18 protein-coding genes are annotated in these 22,543 nt (G+C 53.8%); 14 read left to right on the top strand and 4 right to left on the bottom strand.

The features are described from left to right. Positions 1–52: 52 nt before the first annotated feature. Both ACHZB8_RS01320 and ACHZB8_RS01315 read right to left on the bottom strand, forming a co-directional pair. Complete coding sequence (locus tag ACHZB8_RS01320) at positions 53–1,267, bottom strand: acetate/propionate family kinase (RefSeq protein WP_316858201.1); 1,215 nt, start codon at positions 1,265–1,267, stop codon at positions 53–55. Positions 1,268–1,290: 23 nt separating this feature from the next. Continuing rightward, positions 1,291–2,706 carry a bifunctional enoyl-CoA hydratase/phosphate acetyltransferase gene (locus tag ACHZB8_RS01315; RefSeq protein WP_316858200.1) on the bottom strand — a complete coding sequence of 472 codons (1,416 nt, stop codon included), beginning with the start codon at positions 2,704–2,706 and terminating at the stop codon, positions 1,291–1,293. An 846-nt stretch (positions 2,707–3,552) separates the two neighbouring features. Here ACHZB8_RS01315 and ACHZB8_RS01310 point away from each other — a divergent pair. The 14 genes from ACHZB8_RS01310 to ACHZB8_RS01245 all read left to right on the top strand — a co-directional run bounded on the left by ACHZB8_RS01310 (position 3,553) and on the right by ACHZB8_RS01245 (position 19,064). After that, complete coding sequence (locus tag ACHZB8_RS01310) at positions 3,553–4,818, top strand: ABC transporter substrate-binding protein (protein WP_316858199.1); 1,266 nt, start codon at positions 3,553–3,555, stop codon at positions 4,816–4,818. A gap of 116 nt (positions 4,819–4,934) precedes the next feature. Next, positions 4,935–5,804, top strand: a complete 870-nt coding sequence (locus ACHZB8_RS01305; protein ID WP_316858197.1) for a sugar ABC transporter permease — start codon at positions 4,935–4,937, stop codon at positions 5,802–5,804. Beyond that, positions 5,794–6,603, top strand: coding sequence for a carbohydrate ABC transporter permease (locus tag ACHZB8_RS01300; RefSeq protein WP_316858195.1), 810 nt, complete (start codon positions 5,794–5,796; stop codon positions 6,601–6,603). Before ACHZB8_RS01305 ends, ACHZB8_RS01300 begins: the two co-directional genes overlap by 11 nt. A gap of 74 nt (positions 6,604–6,677) precedes the next feature. Continuing rightward, positions 6,678–7,427, top strand: a complete 750-nt coding sequence (locus ACHZB8_RS01295) for a glycerophosphodiester phosphodiesterase family protein (RefSeq protein ID WP_316858194.1) — start codon at positions 6,678–6,680, stop codon at positions 7,425–7,427. Then, a complete protein-coding gene (locus tag ACHZB8_RS01290) occupies positions 7,424–8,461 on the top strand; it encodes an ATP-binding cassette domain-containing protein (RefSeq protein ID WP_316858193.1) in 1,038 nt (345 codons plus the stop codon). Before ACHZB8_RS01295 ends, ACHZB8_RS01290 begins: the two co-directional genes overlap by 4 nt. Before the next feature lie 213 nt (positions 8,462–8,674). Further along, entirely contained in the window at positions 8,675–9,556 is an 882-nt protein-coding gene (locus ACHZB8_RS01285; RefSeq protein ID WP_316858192.1) for a MurR/RpiR family transcriptional regulator, read from the top strand. Between the two features lie 136 nt (positions 9,557–9,692). Continuing rightward, positions 9,693–10,613, top strand: a complete 921-nt coding sequence (locus ACHZB8_RS01280) for a metalloregulator ArsR/SmtB family transcription factor (protein ID WP_316858191.1) — start codon at positions 9,693–9,695, stop codon at positions 10,611–10,613. A 225-nt stretch (positions 10,614–10,838) separates the two neighbouring features. After that, entirely contained in the window at positions 10,839–12,344 is a 1,506-nt protein-coding gene (locus ACHZB8_RS01275; RefSeq protein ID WP_316858190.1) for an alpha-N-arabinofuranosidase, read from the top strand. 75 nt (positions 12,345–12,419) lie between these two features. Further along, positions 12,420–13,520, top strand: coding sequence for a sn-glycerol-3-phosphate ABC transporter ATP-binding protein UgpC (locus tag ACHZB8_RS01270; protein WP_316858189.1), 1,101 nt, complete (start codon positions 12,420–12,422; stop codon positions 13,518–13,520). A gap of 1 nt (position 13,521) precedes the next feature. Next, positions 13,522–14,397: a sugar ABC transporter permease gene (locus ACHZB8_RS01265; RefSeq protein ID WP_316858188.1), complete on the top strand. Its 876-nt coding sequence runs from the start codon at positions 13,522–13,524 to the stop codon at positions 14,395–14,397. A gap of 3 nt (positions 14,398–14,400) precedes the next feature. After that, the gene (locus tag ACHZB8_RS01260) at positions 14,401–15,255 is read left to right on the top strand and encodes a carbohydrate ABC transporter permease (protein ID WP_316858187.1); all 855 of its coding nucleotides are present in this window, start codon (positions 14,401–14,403) and stop codon (positions 15,253–15,255) included. A 95-nt stretch (positions 15,256–15,350) separates the two neighbouring features. Further along, positions 15,351–16,661 (top strand): extracellular solute-binding protein, encoded by a 1,311-nt coding sequence (locus ACHZB8_RS01255; RefSeq protein ID WP_316858186.1) that lies wholly within the window; start codon positions 15,351–15,353, stop codon positions 16,659–16,661. A 215-nt stretch (positions 16,662–16,876) separates the two neighbouring features. Next, complete coding sequence (locus tag ACHZB8_RS01250) at positions 16,877–18,823, top strand: polyprenyl synthetase family protein (protein ID WP_316858185.1); 1,947 nt, start codon at positions 16,877–16,879, stop codon at positions 18,821–18,823. Continuing rightward, on the top strand, positions 18,714–19,064 hold the full coding sequence (locus tag ACHZB8_RS01245; protein WP_394706065.1) for a hypothetical protein: 351 nt from the start codon (positions 18,714–18,716) through the stop codon (positions 19,062–19,064). The genes ACHZB8_RS01250 and ACHZB8_RS01245 overlap by 110 nt, the downstream gene beginning before the upstream one ends. Here ACHZB8_RS01245 and ACHZB8_RS01240 read toward each other — a convergent pair. Then, positions 19,061–21,352, bottom strand: coding sequence for an MMPL family transporter (locus ACHZB8_RS01240; protein WP_316858182.1), 2,292 nt, complete (start codon positions 21,350–21,352; stop codon positions 19,061–19,063). The two genes, ACHZB8_RS01245 and ACHZB8_RS01240, sit on opposite strands and share 4 nt — an antisense overlap. A gap of 156 nt (positions 21,353–21,508) precedes the next feature. Next, a complete protein-coding gene (locus tag ACHZB8_RS01235) occupies positions 21,509–22,468 on the bottom strand; it encodes a LysR substrate-binding domain-containing protein (RefSeq protein WP_316858180.1) in 960 nt (319 codons plus the stop codon). Between the last annotated feature and the right edge of the window lie 75 nt (positions 22,469–22,543).

Raw genomic sequence — 22,543 nt, 5'->3', positions numbered from 1 at the left:
CGCCCTGATTACGGGATCAGGGCGCATTTCTTGTTTGTGCTGGTGCCTTGGTTCAGGCCGACTGCAATTTCAGCGTATGGCTTGCAATCATGAATTCCTCATCTGTCGGGATGACGAAAACAGGAAGAGACCCGTCTGCTTCAATATGCAAGTCATTGGCGTCATTCTTGGCATCATCAAGCTCAACCCCAATCCATTTGAGGTGAGAGGCAATCTTTGCGCGGATGGATGGCGAATGTTCTCCGATCCCTGCGGTAAAGACCAGAGCGTCAATGCCGTCCATGGAGGTTGCCAGCGACGTGATGGTTTTTGCGGCTTTCATGCAGAAGATTTCCTCGGCCAGTTTTGCCTTCGGATCCTCACTTGCCTGAATGTCACGCATGTCGTTGGAAAGCCCGGAGATGCCCAACAGACCGCATTTGTAATAGAGCATTTTTTCCAGTTCGTCCGCGCTCATCTTGTGATGACGCATCAGGTGGATCAAAATGCCCGCGTCCATGCTGCCCGGGCGGGTTCCCATCGGAATACCGTCAAGGGCAGAGAAGCCCATTGAGGTATCAACGCTGACCCCATCCTGAAGCGCGGCAAGGCTGGCCCCGCTGCCAAGGTGAGCCACAACGACGCGACCCTTGGCAACATCGGGAAAGGTTTCGCGCATGTGATGAGCGATGAACTCGTAGGACAGCCCATGGAAGCCATAACGGCGAATGCCTTCCTGTGTCAGTTCATCAGGAATGCCGTAAGTCGAGGAGACTTCAGGCATGGTCTGATGGAAGGCCGTGTCGAAGCAGGCAACCTGTGGCAACTCCGGACGGCTTTCCGCCAGAGTGCGGATCGCTGCCAGATTCTGCGGCTGATGCAACGGAGCGAGCGGGATAAACTCGCTCAACTGTTCGATGATTTCACCATTCAGCAAGACCGGTTTGTTGAACAGCTGTCCGCCATGGACGACGCGATGGCCTGCGGCCAGAAGCGGCAGATCGGCGGGCAGATTCTTTTCGATCCATTCCAGCAGATGCGGAAGAATGGCGGGCACTGTGCCCTGATCCAGATGTTCCCAGGATTCATCCGCCAACAGCTCTTTGGTCGCAGCTTTTGCCTTCAGTTTGGCCGAAGAGCCGATACCATCAAGCTGACCGGCAAAGAAAGGCGAAAGCGCTTCATCGCCGGATGCGTCCGGGTTGACCTGAAAAACGGTAAATTTCACGCTGGATGAGCCGCTGTTGAGAACCAACAGCGCCCCTTTTTTTCTATCCGATTGTGTCATTTTTCTACGGCGTCCCTATCGGCTCATTTGGCGTTTGCCAAAAGGACGGCCAGTGCGCAAGAGGCCAGGCGAGCTGCCAGGCTATCGGCGCGGCTGGTCAGGATCACCGGAACGGCAGCACCGAGCACGATACCTGCTGCGTCTGCATGAGCCAGGAAAGACAGCTGTTTGACGATCATGTTGGCAGAGGCAAGATCCGGTGCCAGCAGGATGTCAGGATCGCCGGCAACCTCTGACTTGATGCCTTTGGTGATGGCGGCTTCCTTGGAAATCGCATTGTCAAAGGCCAGTGGGCCGTCGAGAATTGCGCCCTTGATCTGGTCACGATCAGCCATTTTGCAAAGGATGGCAGCATCAACCGTGGAAGAGATTTTCAGGTTGACCTGTTCAACAGCTGACAGAATGGCAACTTTCGGAGTTTCCACGCCAAGAACATTGGCAAGACCAACAGCATTCTGAATGATGTGGGCTTTGTCTTCAGCGGTCGGGGTGATGTTGACCACGCCATCGGAAATCAGAAGCGGTTTCGGATAGGTCGGAACATTCATCACGAACACATGGCTGATGCGGCGATTGGTGCGAAGACCAACATCGCGTTTCACGACGGCGCCCATCAGTTCGTCGGTGTGAAGAGAGCCCTTCATGACAGCGCCACAGGTGCCATCTTTGGCCAGAGCAACACCTTTGGCAGCAGCATCACGCTCGTGAGCGGCATCAACGATGCGATATTTGGAAATGTCGAGATCGTTTTCTTCTGCGACTTTCTTGATGAGGGCTTCCGGGCCGACAAGAACGGGGTCGATCAGGCCAAGGCTTGCGCCATCACATGCGCCCTGCAAAGAGGTGCGGTCGCAAGGATAGACGATGGCGGTCGGCATCGGAGGAATGCTTGCGCATTTTGCAGTGAGCATTTCGAGCTGATCATGCGGGATGAACTGCAACTCGGGCACTGCGTGGCCTTTCTGGCTGCGATGTTCTTTTGGAGGAATGACCGTGGTTTTGCCCTTCAACAGGGGTTTGCCATTGGCATCCTCGCAAAGGCAATCAAAGATCACGCGATTGCGTTTTCCGTCAGCTCCGGCAATTTTTTCTGCAACAGTGACCTGAAAGGTGATGGTCGCACCAAGCGGGATCTGTTCGATAAACTCAAATTCATGTTTCTCAAGAACGGTGCCGGGGCCCGGAAGCTCGGTGCCAAGAAGACCTGAGAACAGGGAACCTGCCCACATGCCATGGCCGATCGGCTCTGGATGGACGGCTTCATCTTCGCCATTCGGGAAATGCAGTGGGTCTACATTGCCGGACATGGCGGCGAACAGATTGACGTCAGCAAGCGACAGGGTGCGGGTTCTTTTGACAGACTGGCCTACGGACAACTCATCGAACGTCAGGCTGGTCAACTCCGAAAGAGGAGCATTGGATGTGATATTATTGGTCATGATTTCTTTCCTGCAGCGCTAAAAACACAAGATGGTGCGTGCTTTCGGGCGATGGACGCATACGTGCCATTTAAGAATAGCAGTAGGGAGGTGAGAGCCTGGCTCTCACCTGATACCTTAAGAGCCTTATATATAAAGGGCAATGCCCGCACCCCCCGGATGCACAAAGTAGCCATGCCTTTTTGTGCATTGCAGCGTTGCATTTTTTGCAAGAGCGTAACAATAAGCCTCTTTGGGGGCATATCTCGCGAGTTTTCGAGGGTGGTTGAGAGGTTTTTGGCATTGATATAGCTCAAATTTTGACCAATTTCCAATCCCACTGGAAGAATTTGGAGTTGATGCCTAAAGCTTGGGCTGTTATGTCGTCCGGTTGTCAGGTAAGTGGAATTTCGTATGCTGCGCTGCGATATACCTGATTTTGCGCTCATATGACATTGCTGTAAATGCCCCGTGGCGGTGACACGGCCATGGCCCTGTGGGCTGTCCTTTAACTGTCAGAAATCTGTGTTAGCCTGATCCGGGTTAGAGAGTAACCCCAATGGGGCAGGGTCCATTTTTCGCCAGTGAATTTGATCGGATCAAGAGGGCCTGACTCGAGAGGGCCTGAATTGAGAGGGGCTGAATTGAGAGGGGCTGAATTGAGAGGGGCTGCATCGAGAGATTCAGCATCGAGCAAGCCCGGATCGACAGCTCACTCTCTCGCCAGATGGGTTTGGCTGAAAAGGTTATGGTCCGCCTCGTCCACAATTGTCATCGAATTGTCATGTCCCCGTCCAATGCCTGTCATGAAAGCAATTCAAATTGCACATTGTAATTTTATGCAATTTGAATTGCAAGGAGCGTCACATGACTCGCAAATTGATGAAACTCGCAGGCGTAGCGGCCTTCGCCCTGTTGAGTTCGATAGAAATGTCTTCCGCCGCCACAACGGTTACTTTCTGGAACAGCTGGAACCCGGAAAAGGCCAATGGCAAAGCCCTGCAACAGATTATCGATAATTTTGAAGCTGTTAACCCAGACATCAAAATCAAAGCCGAATATATCGGCAACTATAATGACATCGTCGCAAAACTTCAGGCTGCCATTCCCGCTCATCGCGAGCCGGATGCTGTGCTTATGGAAGTGACCCGTTATGGTCTGTTTGCTGACCGCGGCGTGCTGACGGACCTGACAGACTATGTCAACAATGACCCTCTCAAAGACGATCTGTTTGACTTTGCGCGCGAAGTTGGTGTGTTCGAAGGCAAAAACTACATTGTACCTTTCAACTCTTCGACTCCTGTTCTTTATTTCAACAAGGACATTCTGGCCAAGGCCGGTTTTACCGAAGAGCCGGCCCTCAAAACTTATGACGATGTTCTTAAAGTTGCCAAACAGGTTACCGAAAAACTCGGTGATCAGGGAATCTATGGTATTGCTGCTCCAGGTCAGTTCGCTCGTTGGGGCCTTGTCATGGACAATGATAGCGACCTGATTGACTCCAAGACTGGCGAAATCCTGCTTGACTCTCCAAACACCATCGAAGCGTATCAGTGGATGGCTTCACTGGTGCACGAACATCATGTGGCGTCCCCGGATGGCGTGACAAAAGAAGACATTGGCCGCGATGCCTTTCTTCAGGGCAAGGTTGGCATCATGTTTAACTCAACCGGCAGCTATGTTCGTTCGAAAAAGGCGATTGGTGAAAACCTCGCAGTCCGTCCGATGCCTTGCAACAAGGTTTGCGCTGTTCCAATCGGTGGTGCTGGTATAGGGGTTCTCTCCACTGCCGAGCAGGACGTCAAAGATGCCGCTTACAAATTCATCAGCTTTGCCGCTTCACCTGAATCCAACGCAATCTGGTTCGCTGCAACGGGTTACATGCCAATCAACAAGCATACTGCCGAGCAGAAATTGGCAAAAGACACTTTGGCTTCCAAGCCAGGCATCAGCGTTGCCATCAATCAGTTGGGTTTTGCTCGTGGTCGTCCTCGCCCACCAGTTGTTACCTGGATGCGCGCCAGCGAATATGGCCTCTGGGAAGCCATGGCCCTTGGTCAACGCGACGTCAAGGAAGTTTTGTCTGAGTTTGCTGCAAACACCCGCGCCGAAGCAAAGCGTCTGGCTAAATAGGACCCTACCATAGTCAACAAATTTCTTCAGGGCGGGAGCGACGGTGCGCTTGCCCTGAAGGCTCACGACCATCAATCCGAACAGTTCCCTGCCGGATTTTTCGAACAGGCTACCCCATGCTTCGCAAACTTTCGCCCTATCTGTATGTCTTGCCGATCTTGTCCTTCATTGCGGTATTCACATATATTCCAATCGCGACCAGCATCAATCTCAGTTTCCGCGAGTGGGATTTTCTTTCATCTACCAAGCCCTTTGTCGGATTCGATAACTACAAGCTCCTCTTGTCATCGACAGAATTCTGGAATTCGGTGAAAGTGACAGCGATCTTCGCTGTCATATCTGTACCGATCCGTCTGGCACTGGCGCTGGTATTGGCGAGCCTGCTGACGAGCGAGAAATTTGCTTCAAGAATGCTGAGGGGAGCCTTCTTTCTGCCCTCGGTCACTTCGACAGTCTCGATTGCTGTGGTCTTTTCCTGGATCTTTGCGACAGACTACGGTACCGCGAACGCTATCATTACCGCATTTGGCGCAGAGAAGGTGCCATGGATGCAGGATCCAAATCTGGCGCTGTTTGTGATTATTCTCGTCAATACCTGGAAGCAGATCGGTTACGATATCGTCATTTACATTGCGGGACTTCAGGCGATTCCGACAGAGCTTTATGATGCAGCTGCGGTTGACGGGGGACGGCGCTTTCATGTCTTTCGCCGGGTCACCATGCCGCTCGTCATGCCGACGACCTATTTTCTGCTCGTCATTTCCGTCATCGAAGCCTTTCAGGTTTTCACGATCGTCAATGTGATGACGGACGGTGGCCCCGCCAACGCAACCGACATGATCGTCAACATGCTTTATCGCGTCGGTTTCACCCTGTTTGACATCGGCACCGGCTCCGCATTGGCCGTGATGCTCTTCATTCTGCTGATTGCGTTGTCGCTGATCAAATCCCGAGTTCTTGGCCGGAGGGTTCATTATGAAGCTTGAGAAACCATTTATATCCGGCCTGGCGCTCTTTGGTGGCCTTTTGTTCCTCTCGCCAGCGCTCTATTCGATCTGGCTGTCATTCCAGACCGCCGACGCCTATTATGCCGGCGGACTGGAATTCACTCTGGACAATTACGGTCGTGCGGTGGGCCACTATCACTTTGCCCGCTATCTGCTGAACAGCGTCATCGTCTCCGGCATTGTCACTCTTGGCGGCATCACCATGGCAACCCTGGCCGCCTACGCATTTGCGCGGTTCAGATTTGTCGGCAGTGATCTGCTGTTCGGTGCCACGGTTGCCACCCTCATGATCCCGAGCCATATCAGCCTCATTCCGAACTATCTGACGCTGGCTGATGCGGGCCTGCTTGACAGTTATGCAGGCCTCATCTTGCCCGCTCTTGCCAGCGCCTTTGCGACCTTTTTCCTGCGACAGTATATCCGGGGGATTCCCCGCTCGCTGGATGAAGCGGCCTATATGGACGGGGCCTCCTCCATTCAGGTGCTCTGGCGGGTGATTGTGCCACTTTCCAAGCCAGCAATTCTGTCCATGGCGCTCTACATCTTCATTGGGGAGTGGAACAGCTATATCTGGCCTCTGGTGGCAATTGGAAAGAGCGATCTCTACACCCTTCAGATCGGGCTGGCGCGTCTTTATCGCATCAATCCCGGTGAAGATCTGATCGACTGGCCATTGGTAATGGCCGCCTCAACCATTTCCATTCTTCCCGTGTTGCTAGGCTTTGCGCTGGTGGAACGCCATCTCGTGCGCGGCATCACCATGGGCGCGGTGAAATGATGCTCCAGGCCCACCAGCAAACCGCCTGGACGACAAAGACAAGACACATCAAAGACAATAAGGAACCAAAAGACATGACTCGTATTGCATCCCATCGCGGTGGCACCCTTGAATTTGGCGACAGCACGCGTGCGGGCTTTGAGGCAACCGCCGGAATGCCCGTTGAGGAAGTCGAGTTTGACCTGCATCCCACATCGGATGGCCATATCATTGTCCACCACGATCCCACGCTTGACCGTACCACAGACCTGTCAGGAGCCATCGCCGAAATGACGGCCGGGCAGGTGCGTGGCGCGATCATCAATTACGGACAGAATAGCGGCCCACTGCTGCTTGAAGAATTGTGCGAGATCTTCTCTCCTTCATCCGTTGAGTTGCGTTGCGAGTTCAAGCCCGACGCCCATGGGCGCCGATATGAGAATTTTGTTCCCCTCGCCATCTCCAGGCTCGAACAACAGGGCGCATTGGCAAAGACCAACTTCTCCTCCTTCCTCATCGATTATCTCGATGAAATTGCACAGCATTGCACCCGCCCGCGGCTGTGGCTGGTCAACCCGATTGTCCTGTTGCAGATCGGAGGTCAGGGCGTGATAGAGATCGCCAAAAGCCACGAGATCCCGGAGATCGGCGTCCAGATCGACACCGCAACACCTCAGTTGATGAAAGTCATCACCGATGCCGGTCTGCAATTCGGTTGCTATGCAGCCCATACCAGCGAACAGATTTCCAAGGCGCTCGAAATGGGCGTCAAGATTTTCACCACTGATCGCCCCAGTCTGGCGCTAAGGATCAGAGCGCAATTCGAGGAAGGAACAAACCGATGAGCCGCATTTCCCTGCGCAATATCAACAAGTCCTATGATGGTGAACAGCGTGTGCTGCATGATGTCTCGATGGAAATCGAAGACGGCGAATTCATCGTCATCGTCGGTCCGTCAGGCTGTGGCAAGTCGACCCTTCTGCGCCTGATCGCTGGCCTCGAAAAATGTCCAGAGGGAGATATTTTCATCGCTGACAAGCGGGCCAATGACCAGTTGCCCCAGCATCGCGATATCGCCATGATCTTTCAGAACTATGCGCTCTATCCGCATTTGACTGTGCGCGAGAATATCGCCTTTGGGCTTGAGCTGCGCCGGGTACCCAAGAAGCAGCGCAACGCCCGCGCCGAGGAGGTGGCCAAAACGCTTCAGCTTGATCCCTATCTCGACCGCAAGCCTGCCGCTCTTTCCGGCGGTCAGCGCCAGCGCGTGGCGATGGGACGGGCAATTGCCCGTGATACCTCGACCTTCCTGATGGACGAGCCGCTCTCAAACCTCGACAACGCACTGCGCGTCGCCATGCGCACCGAGATCAAGGCCCTGCATAAACAGTTGGGTGCAACCATCATCTATGTCACCCACGATCAGACCGAAGCTTTGTCGCTGGCAGACCGGATCGCGGTGATGAAGGATGGATATCTGCAACAGTTCGACACCCCAGAAGCCATATACGACAAGCCCGCAAACCGCTTTGTAGCGAGTTTTCTGGGAATGCCGCCGATGAATTTCCTGTCGGCAGGCAAGCTCGACTTCTGGCAGGGTGATCCGGATATTGAGGTCGGATTGCGCCCCGAGTCGCTGACCATAGCGCACGAGCAGACAGATGCCCCCACCTTGCCCGGATCAATCGTCCTGTCCGAATTGACGGGATCCGATGTCATCCTTCATTGTGACACGGCAGCAGGTCGCCTCACGCTCAATTGTGCCCGCAAGGAGCTGCCACCGGGGCGCTCTGACATCTTTATCAATCTCGATATGGAGAACGCCCACTATTTCAACGCCGAATCCGGCATGCGTCTGGAAATGGGGCAGGGGGTATAACGCCTCTCCCCTCAAGGAGACCACCGGCAAACCCGGCATCGAGGTCCTTTTCCTGATAATCCCGGACTTGCAGGTGAGGAGACGCGGGGGACTCAAGTCAAAAGGCTTGGGCAAGGACGGGAATCTATCTAGTAATTGGCAAGGAGAAAGGTCATAAACGGCCAAGGACAGGCAATCACTGCCAGAACCCCTGTTTGTACAAAAGGGAAAGTCATGAACGAACAGACCCAACTGCCTGTTTTTCTTGGAGAATTGATCAAGAAAAATTCTGCCAAGCTGACCGACGCCGACACGCGCATCCTCAATGTGCTGGTCGGGGATCCTGTTCGTGCTGCCATGGAAAATGGCAAGGAAGTCTCCACCCGCGCGGGTGTCCACCCCACATCGGCCGTGCGGCTTGCCAGACGGCTCGGCTTCAAGGGCTATCCGGAATTTCGTGCCTTTCTGCAAACCAACCTCATCGAGAGGGGGGATGACTTCCAGCATGCGTCCGCACGTATGGCCGCCCGCCTTATCCGTGCGGAGGAAAATGGTCTGCTCGCCTCCATGCTGGACGGCGAAATCGCCGCGCTGGAGCTGGTTCGAAGCTCCGTGTCCGACGTTGACATCCGTAATTTTTCTTCTGCATTGCGCGATGCCCGTCGCATTTTTCTGTTTGGAACCGGGCATGCCGAAGCCCTGTCCCATTTGATCACTCGCCGCCTGATGCGCTCAGGCTATGCAGCCGAGGATCTGTCAAATCAGCTTCATTTCCTGCCTGAAAAGCTGACGGCGCTGTGCTCTGACGATGTTGTCTGGCTCAACTGTTTCAGGAGACCATCAAGCGTGCTTCTGGATATTCGCAAGGTTGCGGAGGCAAACGGAGCCAAGACACTTGCGCTCACGGATATTGCGGGCGCCCGCATCGATCCTGCTCCCGATATCCACATCGCTGTCTCGCGCGGTGAGGCCGGACAGCCTCAGTCCCTTGTGGTGCCAATGACCATTGCGAACGCGGTGATCCTTGATCTGGCTGCCATCGATGACAACAAGACCATGCAGTCCCTTGCCGACTTCAAGAGCCTGCGCATCGATCTTGGAAACAGCTTCCAATAGGCTGAACCAGTTCCCCATTTTCCATCTCTGCTCATTCGTGAAAGCCAAACGCCGAGGAAATGCGTTGGTTTTTGCCGTTTTCCTGTTTGAAAAAATCAAAAAACTTGATATATATCGATAATCAAAGGAAAGAATAATGAGTAAACGATATATGCTGATAACCCCGGAAAACGGGGCCGAAATACTCAAGAGCTTGTCTGCTCCAGCCCGCCTGTCCATCCTGACATTGTTGAACAAACAGGGGCCGATGAATGTCAACGACATCGCCGAAATGCTTAAGCTGCCGCAGTCGTCTGCCTCGACACATGTAAACTCGCTTGAGAAGGCAGGTTTGATCGAAACCGAAAACCAGAAGGCGCGTAAAGGCAGTCAGAAAATATGCCGTGCTGCTTATGACGAGGTGGTTCTTTCCTTCAAGGAGCAGCAGCAAAGCGAGGATAATCTGATCGAGGTGGCGATGCCTGTCGGGCTATATTCCGGATGTGACACCTCTGCGCCTTGCGGCCTGTGCTCCAGCGAGGGCATCATTGGGTTCCTCGACAGTCCTGACACGTTTCATTCTCCAGAGCGGATGAAGGCAGGTTTGCTCTGGTTTACAAGGGGCTATGTTCGCTATCAATTCCCCAACAATGCCAGGATCGCAGGCAAGGAAGTCAAGGAACTCGAGCTTCAGATGGAGCTGTCTTCCGAGGTGCCTGGCACGTCGGAAAACTGGCCCTCCGACATCAATATCTCCATCAATGACAAGCTGATTGCCGTCTGGACCGCTGCCGGGGATTACGGCGACCGACGCGGCAAATTCACGCCTGACTGGTGGAAGCTGGCCGGGTCGCAATATGGGCACCTGAAAAGCTTCCGCGTCACCACTGATGGCACCTATGTCGACGGCATGCGTGTGTCCGAGGTTTGTCTTTCGGATCTGGGGCTCGATGACCACCGTTCGATCCGGGTGCGCATTTCCGTGCCTGACGGTGCGACCTATCCGGGTGGGATCAACATTTTTGGTCGTGGATTCGGGAATTATGATCAGGACATCGTTCTTAGACTAAGGACTTAAATCTGTCATCATTCTGATAAGTAAATCCAGAATACTGATGAAGACCGTCTAAAATCAACTAGATAGGGAAATTTTCTCGTTTTGGCTCTGAGATCAAATCAAAATATCAGAAAATCGGGTACGGAAATCACAAAAACATCCTATTGACGACCAAATATACTCTCGGTTAATATCATAATTGCTGAATAATATCATAATAACTGATATAAATGAGAGGGGCCAAGCATGCGTGCATCAGTCACCGCGCACAAAGAGTACACCGTCGCCAAAATTGATCCTCGCTTGTACGGGTCTTTCGTAGAGCATTTGGGCCGCGCAGTTTATACCGGTATTTATGAACCCGGCCATGAGAGCGCCGACGAACAGGGCTTTCGTCAGGATGTGCTGGATCTCGTCAAGGAACTGGATGTGCCAGTGGTGCGATATCCCGGTGGCAACTTCGTGTCCGCCTATAACTGGGAAGATGGCATCGGCCCCAAAGAACAGCGCCCGACGCGCCTTGATCTGGCCTGGCATACCTCCGAGAGCAACGAAATCGGTATTCACGAATTTGCCGACTGGGCCGAAAAGGCCGGAACCGAAATGATGCTGGCGGTCAATCTGGGGTCACGCGGCCTTGATGAGGCGCGCGCCTTCCTTGAATATGTCAACCATCCGGGCGGGTCCTACTGGTCTGATCTGCGCAAGCAGAATGGCCGCGACGAGCCATGGGGTGTCAAACTCTGGTGCCTTGGCAACGAAATGGACGGCCCCTGGCAGATCGGTCAGAAAACCGCTGCCGAATATGGACGCACTGCCTTTGAGACCGCCAAGGCGATGCGCGCCTTTGACAAGAATATCGAGCTGGTGGTCTGCGGGTCCTCCTCTCCCAATATGCCGACCTATCCCGAATGGGAATATACTGTTCTGGACTATACCTATGACAGCGTCGACTATATTTCGCTTCATATCTATTTCGATAACCACGAACAGAATACAAGGAATTTCCTGGCAAAATCGGTCCAGCTCGATACCTATATCGAAACCATTCAGAGCGTCATCAAAACCATCAAGGCCAAGAAGCGCTCCAACAGGGATGTTTATATTTCCTTTGACGAATGGAATGTCTGGTATCATTCCGCCAAACAGGACAAGCCAATTCTTGAGGGCAAGGAAGGTTGGCCGCTCGCCCCGCCACTGCTTGAAGACATCTATGACTTCGCTGACGTGCTGGTGGTTGGCTGCATGCTCAACACATTCATTCGCCGGTCCGATATCGTGAAGGTCGGCTGTCTGGCGCAGTTGGTCAATGTCATTGCCCCGATCATGACCGTCAAGGGCGGACCGGCCTGGCGTCAGACCACATTCTATCCCTATCTCTTTGCTTCCAGATATGGGCGCGGTATGGCGCTTGATCTGGCTGTCGATGTCGAAAGCTATGAAACAGACTTTGCCAAACAGGTTCCCTATCTCGATATCGCCGGTGTGCTGAGCGAGGAGGATGGCGGCCTGAGCTTCTTCCTTGTGAACCGGCATGAGAGCGAAGCCATTGACCTCACCCTGTCCCTTGAAGGTTTTGACCACAAGGATGTGGTTATGGACAAGGTGATTGGCGGGCACGAACTTGATGCAACAAACAGTCCTGGCGGCGAACCGGTTGCTCCTGTGGAGGGAGCCGGTGCGACAGTCTCTGATGGCAAGCTCAATGTGAAGGTCACACCGCTCAGCTATCGCATGATCCGGCTCAAATAAAAGGATGTCTTAAGGCGCCATTGCCGACAACAATCCAAATCGTCACTTCGAAGCGTTCCTGAAGAAGAGAGTCCCATGTCTGCCACCATCGACATTAACAATGTAACCAAGGCCTACGGTTCCCTCACTGTGCTTGACGAAATCTCGCTTGGCATCGAAGCCGGTGAATTTATCGTTTTCCTCGGACCATCAGGCTGCGGTAAATCCACGTTGCTACGCATGATCGCCGGGCTCGAATCCGTTGACAAGGGAACCATCTCTATCGGTGGAGACCGAATTGACACCCTGCCGCCGGGCAAGCGGGGTGTTGCCATGGTCTTTCAGACCTATGCTCTTTATCCGCACATGACCGTGGCCCAGAATATGGCGTTCGGGCTCGAGAATATCAAAATCGACAAGGCGGAAATCAGAAAACGGGTCGAGGCGGCGGCAGAAACCCTTGAAATGTCCCATTTGCTCGACCGCAAACCTGCAAAGCTCTCTGGTGGTCAACGCCAGCGTGTCGCCATCGGGCGCGCCATTGTCAAGGAACCAAAGGCTTTCCTGTTCGACGAACCTCTGTCCAACCTTGATGCTGCCTTGAGAAGTCGCACGCGTCTGGAATTGGCCCAACTGCATCAGCGGCTTGGCTCTACCATGATTTTCGTCACCCACGATCAGGTTGAGGCCATGACGCTCGCTCATCGGATTGTCGTCATGCATGACAGAAAGATCGAGCAGATCGGCACGCCAATGGAGATCTATCAACGGCCCGCCACCCGTTTTGTCGCCGAATTTGTCGGCTCGCCGGCAATGTCTATGCTGCCGATCAAGGCACTCGAGGCCAAGGCCGGAAAGACGGGGCTGGATGTGGCCGGGGCAGGGATGATCGAAACCACGATCAAGCTGCCAGCCGATTTCAAACTTGATGGCGCAGCCATAGGGCTCCGGTCCGAAGATACCTTTGTTGTAAATCCGGGCGAAGATGGCCTCGGTCTCACAGTCTCGGTGGTGGAGCGCCTTGGTGAGCGGACCCTGCTATATGGCAAACTCGACAACGGCCTTGACCTGATTGTCGAGGATAGCGGGAGGTCGACCGTGCGCGCAGGGGACCGCGTGCTGGTCGGCTTCGATGAAAAGGCCCTGCATGTCTTCGATGGCAATGACAAGGCCTATCATTGGCAGGAGGAAGCATAAAATGGCTGAGTCCTACCGTCGTTCCAGTTGGTCCAACGCCTTGTTCATCCTGCCATATATGAGTGTTTTCATCACTCTGCTGGTCTTCCCCCTTTTCTGGGGCATGTGGCTGTCTCTCAACAAGACAGACCTGTTCGGGGGTGCCAAGTTCATTGGTATCAAGAATTATATCCGGGTTTTCAATGATCCGGTTTTTGCGCAAGCCGTCTGGAATACGGTTGTTTTTGTTCTGGTCTCGGTGCCAACTCTGGTGGCATTGGGGCTTTTTCTCGCCTTGGCTCTCAACAAGACAACCAAAGGCTCCAGCTTTTTGCGCGGCCTGTTCTTTTCTTCTTCGGTTCTGTCGGTGACCATTGTCACACTGATTTGGCGTTTCGTCTTCGTGCCCGGTGACGGGTTGCTTTATCTCATTTTCACAAAGATGGGATGGGAGACGATCAACTTTCTCTCGACCGAAGGTTGGTCGCTCTTTGCCGTCGGGGTTGCGACTGTCTGGTGGTGTCTTGGGTTGCCGATGATGCTGTTTCTGGCATCCCTGCAACAGATTCCCGGCGACCTCTATGAGGCAGCCGCTCTGGACAATGCGTCTCGCTGGCGGATCCTTACGCGCATAACCCTGCCTTCGATCAAATCGACCATCCTGTTGGTCACCGTGGTGCAGATCGTGTTCCAGTTCCAGCTTTTCGGGCAAGCACAGCTGATGACGAATGGCGGCCCTTCGGGCACGTCGCGTCCGATCGTCATGTATATCTATGAAACAGGTTTCATTCGCTGGGATGTTGGCATGGGTGCCGCGGCATCGGAAGTGCTGTTCCTCATCATCCTGGTTGCGGCCATGGTGCAATATTGGGTTACGTCAAACAAAGAGGAGGCCTGAGCAATGGCTGGAAAACGAAAGGATACCTATTCTCCCGAATGGTTGACGGCGAACCGCTGGTTCTTCTGGATCGCTGCATTTCTGGCATGCGTCATGGCTGCGCCAGTTCTTTGGGTTACCGCACTTTCCTTCAAGGATAATGCGCTTCTGATGCGTGGCACGGAGGCTGTGTTTTCAGCGCCCTATACACTGAAAAACTATTTCGACCTGCTCCATTCCAGTCTTGTTTTTCGTTGGGTCCTCAATTCCATGGTGGTGGCTATCGGACAGACTGCGGGCGTGCTCATATTGGCCTCTCTTGCAGGATATGCCTTTGCGCGCCTTGAGTTTCCATTTCGCAAGACAATCTTTGTGATCGTTCTGTTCGGGCTGGCCGTGCCTGAGCAGGCGGTCATCATTGCCCGCCATCAGATGTTCAGCTGGCTCCAGCTTCACAATACCTATTGGGGGCTGATGCTGCCCGGCATGTCTTCGGCTTTTGGCGTGTTCCTGATGACGCAGTTTTTCAGGGCAATTCCGCGCGAAATCGACGAAGCGGCGCTGCTCGACAACACGCCACGGTTCCGCATTTTCTGGAAGGTGCTGATGCCCCTTACCATGCCAGCGCAGGCGACACTCGGGATTTTCACCTTTCTGCTCGCATGGAATGATTACTGGTGGCCGCTCATCTCGGCGACCAAAAAGGACATGTATACCCTGACAATCGGCATTGCGTCTTCGCAGCGCAATTTCGCCCAGTCGGAAGGTCTCGGTTTTCTGGCAGCGCAGGCTGTGTTCGCCGCTCTTCCAGCTGTTATCGTCTACATTTTTTTCCAGCGGCATATCGTAACCGCTGTTTCGGGAGGAGCTGTCAAATAAGGCGGCTGACAAGCCGGTTGCGTTCAAGGAATGGGAGATTTGAAAGCGGTCCGGCAGTTTTCGGGGCACTTGCCCCAATATAGGGAGAGAGAAAAATGAAATCGGTTCTATTGGCCACTGCCTCTGTCGCATTGCTCGGCATGGCCACCTTGGCTCACGCAGATACGACCATTGAATTGCAACGCTTCTTCGGAGCCTGCGACGCGGACTATGGCACCAACACCGATGTTGCCAGTGCTGTTGGAGAGTGTGGGATCATCACCTCGCTCGTCAACAAGTTTGAAGCGGACAATCCGGGCATCAAGGTCAATGTGACGACTGTCGAGTGGCCCGGCTACAACCAGCTCAACGCTCAGTTGGCGTCCAATGCTGCTCCTGATGTCGTTTCGATGCACTATACCGCTATTTCCGACTATCAATCGCGCGGGCTTCTGATCCCGTTGGATGATTTGCTCGCCTCTCAGGGCATCAAGCCAGATGACTTCACCGATGCTGCTCGCGGTGGATCCACCAAAGAAGGCAAGATGTTTGCTCTTCCGTTCGACAACTGGGCCATGCTGTTCCATGTCAATCTCAACCTCATGAAGGAAGCCGGATTGGTCAAGGAAGACGGAACGCCAATTCTGCCAAGTTCGGTTGATGAATTCTTTGCGCAAGGCAAGCAGTTCAAGGAAAAAACCGGAAAGCCTTATCTGGTACAGGTTTATGCGAATGAAACCGCGGCTTACACGCGCATGTTCTACACCACGATGATGCAGCAGAAATACGATTTCTTTGCTGATCCGAAGAAAATCGACCTGTCAGGTCCGGAAGCAAAAGCCGCTCTCGAATTCATGAAGAAAACCCACGATGACGGTCTCAGCTCGCTCGGTATGGACTATACCGCAGCTGTTTCCGGTTTCTCATCCGGCAAAGGCGGCATCGCGGTCAACGGTACCTGGTTGATCGGCGACTATGACGCCCAGTCGAAAGAAGAAGGCAATGCACTGTCCGGTGGTTACACCGTTTATCCTGTGCCTCAATTCTTCGCAGCCAAAAACGCCACCTATGTGGATGGTCATGGCTGGGTGATCCCTCGCGGTGATCGTGACGACGAAAAAATGGCAGCCATTGGCAAGCTGTTCAAGTTCCTCAAAGACAATGATTTCGAATGGGCCCGTACCGGCCACCTGCCAGCCGTGAAATCTGTCTTTGACATGCCGGAATTCAAGGCTTTGCCGCACCGTGACAACATTGCTCCGATTTCGGTAATCGGTCAGTCTCTGCCACCGGAAGTCATGCGTCAGTTCGCTATTCAGGACATCATCGGTGAGGAAGTTGGTGCCGCTGTCAATGGCGACAAATCGATTGATGATGCCATCGAACGGATCGAAACCCGCGTCAATGACCTGCTGGGTAACATCTAGTTTGTTTGACCGCCAGCCATTGGGGTGAGCGGTGGATTTTGGCCCTGTCGGATGGATGTTTGCCATCCGGCAGGGTTTTTTCATACATGTTTCCAGCCAGCGCCAATGGTCACTATGTAGCAATTGATTTCCTTGCTGTTCTCCTGAAAGTTAAACAAAGGTTAAAGCTTTGTACCAAAGGCGAAAAGGCAGTGGTTCGAGTGTAAGAGGATCTTATGCCCAGCGGGGAAACGATGATTGCGAAACCTGATCTGTCTCCACGAAAAGATGCCCCTTTGCAATGGTGGTTTGTTGAGGGTCAATTCCGCGATGAAACTCGTGGCGTCTATGACTTCATGGTGTCCGTGTTCCGCGCCAAAATCACGCGCGAACAACGACAGCCGGGCTACATGCTTCTGGTCTCGCTGTTTGACCATGAGACTGCGGCAAGCCTTTATCGCAGCGAAATATCAGGCTCTATGGTCGATGCCTTTCTGCATCTGGATCCGACACGCAGCCGTAAGAATGCGACAATGCATGATATCGAGCATGCTTTCTGGGAGGAAATCCGCCTCCATGGCGTGCCAAAGCCGCTGGTGAAGTCCGAAGAGCCGGACCTGTTTGATGAAACAACCCTCGATATTCGTTGGAACGATGTAAGCCTGAGCGAGGTTGATGACACCATTGCGCTCAAGTTCAATCTTCCCGGCTGTGGCTCCGAATGCTCCCTTACCCTGCGTCCGGAAAGGGGATGGCTCGGAAACACTTACAATGAGCAGAAAAAAGACGACGAGATGTCCTATGAGAATTGCCCGCGGCTGGCTGTTAGCGGGCAGTTCAAACAGGGCGCTGTAACCGGCCATGCCTGGTTTGATCATCAATGGGGTGAACTCGATTGGCTGTTCCGCAAGGATACGGGTGGGGAGCTTTTGGGTTGGCAATGGTTCGGCATAAATCTCGACGACCAGACGGATCTTCTGCTGATCAAACGCCATGCCTATATGTCGGAGGAGATCTTGCAGGCCCTTTGTGTCTATTACGGGCCCGATGATGATGGCGCACCCCGGCTCATAAAGACATTCGACCTGCTGCCCCAGAGGCACTGGACCAGCCGCCGAACGAAGGCAAGCTACCCGGTCGAGTGGCTTATCGAGATCCCTGAACTTGATGCCTCTTTGCGCTTCACTCCCCTGATTGATGATCAGGAGATCCCGGTTTTCGGGCTGGTCAATGCCATCTGGGAGGGGGCGGGGACCGTTTCCGGTACAATCAATGGCAAAGAGGTATCCGGTCGCGCGCGCCTCGAATTGCACGGCTACAGCAACATTCTGGATCACGATCAGAGTTTGAATCAGTGGGGCAGACAGATTGACGCGATCATCTCTGATTTTCTGCCCGAAACACTGACCGATGAAACGCTTGCAAGCTTTGCCGGGAAACCAAGCTGGGGTTATGACAGCACGGCCCAGACGGACATGCTGATCAAGCCTGTCTGGGACTTGCTCAAACGCGGCGGTAAACGCTGGCGCCCGATCTTTGGTTTCTTGTTGATGGAGATGCTGGAGACCGACCACCGACCGTTTCAGACGATGCTCGCGGTCATTCCCGAATTGATTCACAATGGCTCGGTGATCATTGACGATATCGAGGACAAATCGCAAATGCGACGGGGCGGGCCATGCCTGCATCATGGCTATGGCATGCCCAGTGCCATCAATGCGGGCAACATGCTCTATTTTCTGCCAATCCTGTCACTGGCAAACCATCCCGCCTTGTCCTTCGAGCAACGGGATGAGATCTATCAGATTCTGATCGAGGTTTTCGTCAGGGCTCATATGGGGCAGGCTCAGGATCTCTATTTCTCCGAAAGCGGTCTTAGGCGCGACGCTGCCTTCTGGCAAGACAACCAGCTTGAGGGCCATATCCTGCAAATGCATGCCTTCAAAACTGCGGCCCCTGTCATGGCTCTGGCCGAGATTGTTTGCGTCATCGCCGGAACCTCGCAGGGACTTGCGCGAAAAGCTTGTTCGCTTCACCGAGGCGATGGGCGTTGCCTTCCAGATTGTCGACGACATCAACAATTTCACCAAGGAGCCTCGTTGGGGCAAGGAGCGCGGGGAAGACCTGTTTGCTGGCAAAACCAGTTACACGATTTTCAAGGCCATGGAGATGCTTCCCCTTGACGAGCGCGACGAGCTGATTGCCATTGCCGACGACAAGATTTGCCGCAACACAGCCGAGGGCAAGCGACGCGGATTTGAATTGATAGAAAAATCCGGTGCCTTCAAGGCCTGTGAGACAAAGGCCCATGATCTGCTTGAACCCCATTGGCGGGAAATCTCGAACATCATTCCTCCCAGCGAAGCAAAGATCATGCTGCGCTTCCTGATGACCAGACTTCTCGGAATGCGGCTCGAAATCTAGCGCATCGGCTCTCTACTCTCGGCCTCGACCAGTGACTTGCGCCGCTTTTTTGTCCCTGTAAGGACCGCAAGAAAGCTTGGCAGCAGGAACAGATTGGAAATCAGGGCGAAAAACAGGGATGCCATTACCAGCCGACCGAAAAGAGCGACAGATGGCAGGGCACTCAGTTGAGATGTGGTCAGCCCGGCAATAAGAAGAAGCGAGGTTGCCATGACCGCCGGGCTGATAGCCTTTATCGCACCGCTGAGCACATCCTGCGTTTCAAGCGACTCATCCTCGCTTCCCACAAGGTGAACCTGATTGAGCAGATGGATGGAATTGTCGACAGCAATGCCAAAGGCAATGGTCAGGGCAATCACTGACGACAAACTCAGAGGTTGGTTGGCAAACCAGAAATAGGATTCAACGGCAAGGATCGGGATCATGTTGGGCACAAGGCAGGCAAGCCCCAGCCGAGCGGATCGAGTGATCAGCATGATGGATGCAATGACGATAAAGATCGCGCTGATGAGGCCAGCCCTCAACTCGTGGATCATGACCGGAGCCTGATAGGCGGTGAGAACCGAGACACCAGAAAATGTCACCATGTCCTTGAGGCCGTCTCCTGCAAGCTGATCCTCGATTTTTTCAATGACCTGTCGAATTTCAGTTGCTGTGATGATCGAAGCAAGCGGCAGGGGAATGCAGAAGGACAACCCGTCCTCGCTGATGAAACGCCTGGAGAGTGGATTGCCATCCTCAAAGCTGGCTTCGCCGAGATAATCCGTCATGCCAAGCAACATCTCGGATTTCAAAGGCTTGGAAAGGCCTTTGTTGAGAGACGCAAATATCGCAGAGATCTGCTCTTTGTCGCTTTCACTTATGCCCCTTTGACCGTCAGGATCCCGGATCGTCGCATAGAGCTGCCCCGTGCCGCCAAGCTTCTGCTCGATCTGGCGTTCATGCTGCAAAATGAGCTTGTCTTCGGGCAAATAGTCGACCACCCGGAAGTCGGCCTTTGTGTTGAAATGGATGGCAACGAGCCCGGCACCGAGAAGCAGGGCAACCACAACCGCCAGACGGTAAAAGCGTTTCGTTACGAAAATTGCCAGAGGGCTGAGGGATTCCAGCAAGGGAAGCATGGGCGCGATGGATCGCTCATCCCGTTTCAACAAGAACAGCGCGGTCGTGGGCAGAATGATGATGACCGCGAAAAAGGCGAGCATGATGCCCATGGTGCCGGTAAAGGCCAACCTGTCCATGGAACCGGTGGAGCCAATGCCAATGCCGATGAAGGCCAGAGAGGTCGTAAGGCTGGTGAGGAAACAGGCCGGGCCTGTTGTGCCAACGCCAAATATCACGGCTTCCCGCACGCTTGCGCCCGTCAGCAGCTTGCGATGCATGGCCATATAGAGATGCATGCCGTCGGCAAAGGCCACGACGATGACCATCGTGGGCACAATGGTGGTCAGAAAATCGACCGGGATCTTCATGAGTGCCAGGAAGCCGAAATACCAGACGGCACTGACAACGGCGGGTAACGTGCACACAACAGCACTGCGCCAGCTGCGGAAGACCAAGCCTGACACCAGAATGCAGAAAATCGTGGCGACAATTGTCAGCTTGGTCTGATCTTCGTTGAGCGTGTCGCGAATGGAGCGCTGGATTTCGGGAATGCCGACAAGGGAAACCTTGAAATGCTCCTTGTAGGAAGAGGCCATCTGAAGGATCTCGTCTACGCTTTCCTGACGGAAACCCGATTGCGAGGCCGTGGCGGGTTCCGAGAGCATCAGCACCACAAGGGTCGTGGTCAGATCCTCACTGAGCATCTTGTCCGCAAAGGCAACATCTTTGCGCAATTTCGTGAGCCGTTCGGCAACGGGCAGATCCGCAAGGGTTGGGCTGGTCAGGAAAAACCGGACAGCACCGATATCTCTTTTCTCACCCGGAGCAAGGGCAGACAGCTCCGGCAGGCTAAAGATGGAAAAAGCAGTCTCCATTTGCGGGGCAAATTGAAGATCGAGAAGGAAATCCTGCAAGGCGGCATACGTATCCGGCCGGGACAGGTCCTCGCTTTCAATCAGCAGATATTCATCTTCGGAAAAAGGGTGAAACGTCTCTTCAAGCGCCTCAAACTGGTGATAGGTCTCCGAGTTATTGCGCAGATTCTCGTTTATGTCGCCGGTGAAAGTCGTCCGGGTGAACATGAGGGCGAGGCAGATGAGCGTCACCAGCACCATCAGCACGGCAAGCATCCGCGCATGGGTTGCGATCTTTGGAGCGAAATGCCTAAGGCCGAAATTATGCATGGCTTGAAATGCTTCCCTTGGATCCCGATAATTCCATCGAACTGATGGATCAACAGTGGGACCAAGCGTTTATATGCATTTCAAGAGTGGATGATCAATAGACAAATCTTGCCAAAATCGGCATGGACGATAGTCCCCGAGAGGCCGGATCCGACATCAGGTCTGTTTTTCCGTCCTTATGACGATCTCGGACCGTTTCGAACTCTGGAATGGTGCATTTGGCAGGCTGTCGACCGCCTCATGCAACGCCTTGACAAAATGTTCGGCCACCGGCGAGTCCGACCGGCTTGCCTTGCGGATGATCCCGATGCGGCGATGTAGCCACGGGGCATCGATCTGCTTGTAGGCAAGCCCCAGAACGCTACCCGCATCGATTGCCGACATGGGAAGAATTGCGATCCCAAGTCCGGCCCGCACCATGCCAAGAGCCGTCGACATATAGTTGGCCTCGGCCGCAATTTCGACTTCGGTTCCTTCTCTGGCCATGGCGCGTTCAAAAAGCACGCGAATGGAGCTGTTCTTTCCCGTCAGCACGAGCGGGTAGGCGGCACAATCCTGAAGTTTCAGAACAGCCCTCGCATCTTCCAGTGGATGCCCACTTTGATAAAAGGCACAAACATGGTCGGTGATGAAATTCTCAACCTTGATATCTCGGTCAGGGGTCAGGCGGGTCCCGATGCCGAAATCCACTTCCTCATTCTTGACCATCTCGACAATCGTTTCCGCGACAACGTCACGAATCCGCACCTCGATATTGGGATGGCTCTTTCGGAAACTGGCCATTGCCTTTGGTACGATGCGCGACGTAACCGAGGGCAGGGCGGCAAGACGAACAACGCCGCGACGGGCCTGATAGATATCGGTGCTTGCTGTCATCACCTCTTCCATGTCCGCCGCAATGCGCTCGAACAGGGGCAGAAGATCCTGCCCGGCCGGGGTCAGTGAAACCTGTCGCCGGTTTCTGTCAAACAGCTTGATCCCAAGCGCTTCCTCAAGCTGGTTGATCTGAACGGTAAGAGCTGGCTGGGAGATATTGAGCTCTTCCGCCGCCCGTGTGAATTTCAGGTGTGAGGAAACGGAAAGAAAGGCACGAATCTGCCGAAAACTGGGCTGCACGGAACGCCTCTTTGCTGTTTGATCGCGGCGACTCATTTCAACCATGAAGAGAATGCACACAACCGAGGTAAATTT

Origin of the sequence: uncultured Cohaesibacter sp., assembly GCF_963556055.3 — a bacterium.
In the GTDB taxonomy this organism is placed as follows: Bacteria; Pseudomonadota; Alphaproteobacteria; order Rhizobiales; family Cohaesibacteraceae; genus Cohaesibacter.
The sequence above is the reverse complement of the archived record's forward strand: the minus strand, read 5'-3'. Positions and strand labels throughout refer to the sequence as shown.

Bases quoted from the DNA above. Each gene is read 5' to 3' on its own strand.
- ACHZB8_RS01320 (WP_316858201.1), bottom strand. From the start codon at position 1,267: ATGACACAATCGGATAGAAAAAAAGGGGCGCTGTTGGTTCTCAACAGC.
- ACHZB8_RS01315 (WP_316858200.1), bottom strand. From the start codon at position 2,706: ATGACCAATAATATCACATCCAATGCTCCTCTTTCGGAGTTGACCAGC.
- ACHZB8_RS01310 (WP_316858199.1), top strand. From the start codon at position 3,553: ATGACTCGCAAATTGATGAAACTCGCAGGCGTAGCGGCCTTCGCCCTG.
- ACHZB8_RS01305 (WP_316858197.1), top strand. From the start codon at position 4,935: ATGCTTCGCAAACTTTCGCCCTATCTGTATGTCTTGCCGATCTTGTCC.
- ACHZB8_RS01300 (WP_316858195.1), top strand. From the start codon at position 5,794: ATGAAGCTTGAGAAACCATTTATATCCGGCCTGGCGCTCTTTGGTGGC.
- ACHZB8_RS01295 (WP_316858194.1), top strand. From the start codon at position 6,678: ATGACTCGTATTGCATCCCATCGCGGTGGCACCCTTGAATTTGGCGAC.
- ACHZB8_RS01290 (WP_316858193.1), top strand. From the start codon at position 7,424: ATGAGCCGCATTTCCCTGCGCAATATCAACAAGTCCTATGATGGTGAA.
- ACHZB8_RS01285 (WP_316858192.1), top strand. From the start codon at position 8,675: ATGAACGAACAGACCCAACTGCCTGTTTTTCTTGGAGAATTGATCAAG.
- ACHZB8_RS01280 (WP_316858191.1), top strand. From the start codon at position 9,693: ATGAGTAAACGATATATGCTGATAACCCCGGAAAACGGGGCCGAAATA.
- ACHZB8_RS01275 (WP_316858190.1), top strand. From the start codon at position 10,839: ATGCGTGCATCAGTCACCGCGCACAAAGAGTACACCGTCGCCAAAATT.
- ACHZB8_RS01270 (WP_316858189.1), top strand. From the start codon at position 12,420: ATGTCTGCCACCATCGACATTAACAATGTAACCAAGGCCTACGGTTCC.
- ACHZB8_RS01265 (WP_316858188.1), top strand. From the start codon at position 13,522: ATGGCTGAGTCCTACCGTCGTTCCAGTTGGTCCAACGCCTTGTTCATC.
- ACHZB8_RS01260 (WP_316858187.1), top strand. From the start codon at position 14,401: ATGGCTGGAAAACGAAAGGATACCTATTCTCCCGAATGGTTGACGGCG.
- ACHZB8_RS01255 (WP_316858186.1), top strand. From the start codon at position 15,351: ATGAAATCGGTTCTATTGGCCACTGCCTCTGTCGCATTGCTCGGCATG.
- ACHZB8_RS01250 (WP_316858185.1), top strand. From the start codon at position 16,877: ATGCCCAGCGGGGAAACGATGATTGCGAAACCTGATCTGTCTCCACGA.
- ACHZB8_RS01240 (WP_316858182.1), bottom strand. From the start codon at position 21,352: ATGCATAATTTCGGCCTTAGGCATTTCGCTCCAAAGATCGCAACCCAT.